Origin of the sequence: Rahnella bruchi, from assembly GCF_003614975.1 — a bacterium.
GTDB classification, from domain to species: Bacteria; Pseudomonadota; Gammaproteobacteria; order Enterobacterales; family Enterobacteriaceae; genus Rahnella; species Rahnella bruchi.
The window spans coordinates 1-3,915 of record NZ_QZWI01000040.1 but is presented as its reverse complement, the minus strand read 5'-3'; the positions used below and the strand labels follow the sequence as shown (position 1 = coordinate 3,915).

At 60.4% G+C, this 3,915-nt stretch carries 1 protein-coding gene; it reads right to left on the bottom strand.

Features of this window, described 5'->3' with window-relative positions; translation table 11 throughout:
• The coding region (locus tag D5398_RS25205) for a beta strand repeat-containing protein (protein ID WP_208646090.1) at positions 1–3,915 on the bottom strand (3,915 nt) is incomplete at both ends.

Genomic DNA, 3,915 nt, shown 5'->3' with positions numbered 1-3,915 from the left:
GCGACACCCTGGGCGCTCGTTTTCGTTGATACCGCAGATAACTCGCCAGTTGAAGGGTTGACGTTCCAGCTCACATCCACGTTGGGTAACAGGTTGCCCTGGGCATCCGTGACCGTGGTGGTCAGCGTGGCTATTTCGCTGCCGTTCGCCACCACCTGCGTTTTATCCGTGGTGACCGCGCTCAGCTGCGCCGTGCTGGCGTCGGCGATATAGCTGACTTTGCTGGCACTTTTGCTCAGCGCAGGCGTCGTCACGCTGGCCGTGATGATGACATCTGCCGCTTTAAGCGACGTCGCGGTGACCGTCGCCACACCGCTGGCATTGGTTTTCGTGGTACTGCCCGCAAGCGTCACGCTGACGTTATCGCTGCTCCAGTTCACCGCCAGATTGTTCACCGGATTCTGGTTGGCATCCTGCACCGTCGCGGTCCAGGTGACGACATCAGTTCCGCTGGCCAGCGCCTGTGATTTACTGGCCACGACGCTGCTGAACGTCGCCGTGCCGCTATCCGCAATGACATCCAGCGACTGGGTCTTGCTGCTGCCTGTTATGCTGGCCGTTATCACCGTGGCCTGCGCATGGGTTTCTGTAAACGTCGCCGTCGCCACACCCGCAGCATTGGTCACGCCGGAAACCGGCGTAAATGTGCCGCTGGCGTTATCGCTGCTCCAGGTGACGGTGGCACCCTGAACCGGATGATTACTGGCATCCAGCACAGTTGCCGTCAGGTTCACCGCGTCTTTACCCGCCACCACCGAGGCCGTTTTATCGGCTACCAGCGTAGTGACCTTCGCGGTCGCCGCATCGGCAATGAATGACAGTGAAGCTGAGCTCGCATTCGCATTCCCTGCAGAAGCCTTCACCGTGTAAGCCATGACATCGGCGGATGACAGCGTGACGGTCGCCACGCCCTGCGCATTGGTTTTCGTGCTGCTGGCTGAAAGCGTGCCGCCTGCCGGCGCCGTGCTCCAGTTGACGTCAGCATTCGCCAGCGGATTTCCCTTCGCATCCGTTAACGTGGTGCTTAAGGTGATGATGTCCGCGCCGTTAGCCAGCGCCTGAGCTTTATCGCTCTCCACCACACTCAGCTTCGCGGTGCTGGCATCCGCAACATAACTCACGCTGCTGGCGCTAAGGCTGCCTGCCGGTGAAGTCAGCGTCGCGGTCATCACGGCGTTCGCCGCTTTCACCGACGTCGCCGCGATCGTCGCGGTGCCCTCTGCGCTGGTCTGGCTGCTGCTGCCCGATAACGCGATGTCAGTATTGCTGCTACTCCATTTCACCGTCGTCCCGCTGAGCAGGTTTTGATTCGCATCGGCGACCGTTGCCGTCCAGATGATGCCATCAGTCCCGTTGGCCAGCGCCTGTGATTTGCTGGCGTCCACGCGGGTCAGCCTGGCTGTACTGGCATTACCCACTACTTCGATGGACTGTGTTTTATTGCCACCCGCGGCCGTTGCCGTGATCGCCGTCGTCTGAGCATGCGTTTCGCTAAACTGCGCCGTCACCACGCCCTGGCTGTCGGTCACACCGGTGGCCGGCGAGAATTTGCCGCTGGCGTTGTCACTGCTCCAGTTAACGGTGGCGTTGGGAACAACATTGCCATTTTTGTCATGCACGGTGGCTGTCACCGTGACGGTATCGACACCCGCGACCACACCGGTCGTTTTGCTGGCCTCGAGACTGTAAACAGACGCCGTACTGGCATCCGCTGCAAAGGTCAGCGACGGTGAACTGACACCGGTGCCGTTAACCGTCCCCGTGACAACCGTATTACCGGCGGCGGCAGAAGCCAACGTCACCGTGGCGATGCCCTGCGCACTGGTCGTTGAACTTGCGGCAGAAAGCGCACCGATAGCCGGAGTATTCCCCCAGTTCACCGTCGTGTTAGCCAGCAGGTTGCCGTGCGCGTCGGTCACCGTCGCGCTCAGCGTAATAGCGTCAGTCCCGTCAGCCAGAGCCTGGGTTTTATCGGCCGTGACGGTCATGACCTGCGCGGTACTGCTGTCCGCCACATAACTCACTTTACCTGCGCTGGCGCTGCCTGCCGGCGTTGTCAGGCTGGCGGTCATAATGGCGTCCGCCACTTTAACCGACGTCCCCGTGACCGTTGCTATACCGCCCGACGTGCTCTGGCTGCTGCTGCCTGCCAGAGTAATATTGGCATTGTCGCTGCGCCAGTTCACCGTCATCCCGGAGATGACGTTCTGATTAGCATCTTTCACCGTCGTGCTCCAGGTCACCGCGTCGGTGCCGTTGGCCGTGGCCTGCGTTTTATCAGCTATCACGTCACCCACCTTCGCGGTGCTCACATCGGCAATCAGGTCAACCGACTGCGTTTTGCTGCTGGTGCCCGCAGTGGCGATGATCGCCGTTTTCTGCGCTTTAATACTGCTGAATTTCGTTGTCGCTACGCCGTTGCTGTCGGTCACGGCAGAAACTTGCGTAAAGCTGCCACTACCGTTATCACTGCTCCAGTTAACCGTCACGCCAGACACCGGGTGGCGGTTAGCGTCCAGCACCGTGGCCGTGAGGCTGACCGTGTCTTTACCCGCCACCACCGAGGCAGTTTTGTCCGCGACCAGCGAATCTATCGTCGCGCTGGCCAGATCTGCCGCAAATGACAAGGTTGAGGACGTTACACTGGCGGCATTAAACGATGCCTTCACGGTGTAATCCGTAACCTCTGAGGAGGTTAACCGGATAGTGCTCACACCTTGTGCATTGGTTTTGGTTTTACTGGCAGACAAGGTACCGCCGGTCGTATCCGCGACCCAGTTGACGTCAGCATCCGCCAGCGGATTGCCATGGGCATCCGTTAACGTCGTACTCAGGGTGATGACATCCGCGCCATTCGCCAGTGCCTGCGTTTTATCTGCAGACATCGCGCTAAACTGCGCCGTGCTCACATCGGCATTAAACGACGCGGCGGGCGCAACGCTGGCAGCGCCATCCGGCAGTTGCGCAGAGATAACCACGTCGCCGGCCTGAATTGTCGAGACACGCACCTGCGCCTGCCCCTGCGCATCGGTATTGACGGTGCTGGCGGAAAGCTGCGCCGTGGACCGATCGCTGCTCCAGCTCACCGGCGCATTTTGCACGCGGTTGCCGTTCGCATCGGTGACCGTCACGGTATAGGTGACGGCGTCGGTGCCATTCGCCACCGCCTGCGTTTTATCCTGCTTCAGGGCCGTAATATTCATGCTGGCACTGTCGGCAGTAAATGAGATGCCGTCGGTCATTTTGGCATCTGTTGTTCCGGTGCGGGCAGAGACTTTCACGTCACCCGCCGCCGCCGACGCCAGCGTGATTTGCGCATTCCCCAGTTCATCTGTCGACACCTGTGGCGCACTCAGCGTGGCGTTGCCCTGCTCTACTTTCCAGTCAACGGCTGCGCCCTTCAGCGGCTGGTTTTGGGCGTTAACCACGTTCGCCACCAGGGTAACGTTGTCGGCATTATTGGCCGTCGCCTGCATTTTGTCCGCATTCAGGCTCATCACCTGCGCAGTGGAAGCATCCGCGCCAAAGCTAAGCGAGTCACTTTGCAGCGAACTGCCGCCCTCGACCGTCGCGGTCACTCTGGAATCTATGACGCTCAGACTGCTGACCGTCATGGTCGCCACGCCGTTTTCATCCGTCACGCTTTGCGGCGCGGCTAATCCGAGCGCGACATTCTCCGCCGCCCACGATACCGTGACGCCCTGATATGGCAGACCTTCCGCCGTCAGCACGTTAGCCGTCAGGATGACCGTATCGGTGCCGTTCGCCATCGCCAGCGTTTTTGATGCGCTCAGCGTACTCAGCGTTGGGCGGGAATCCGCATTTTGCAGCACGATGCGCGCGGTTTGCAGGGCCGTTTTGCCGCTGACCAGCGGGGTAATATCTGCGGTCCCGGCGACGTTGCCGCTGGTAAAG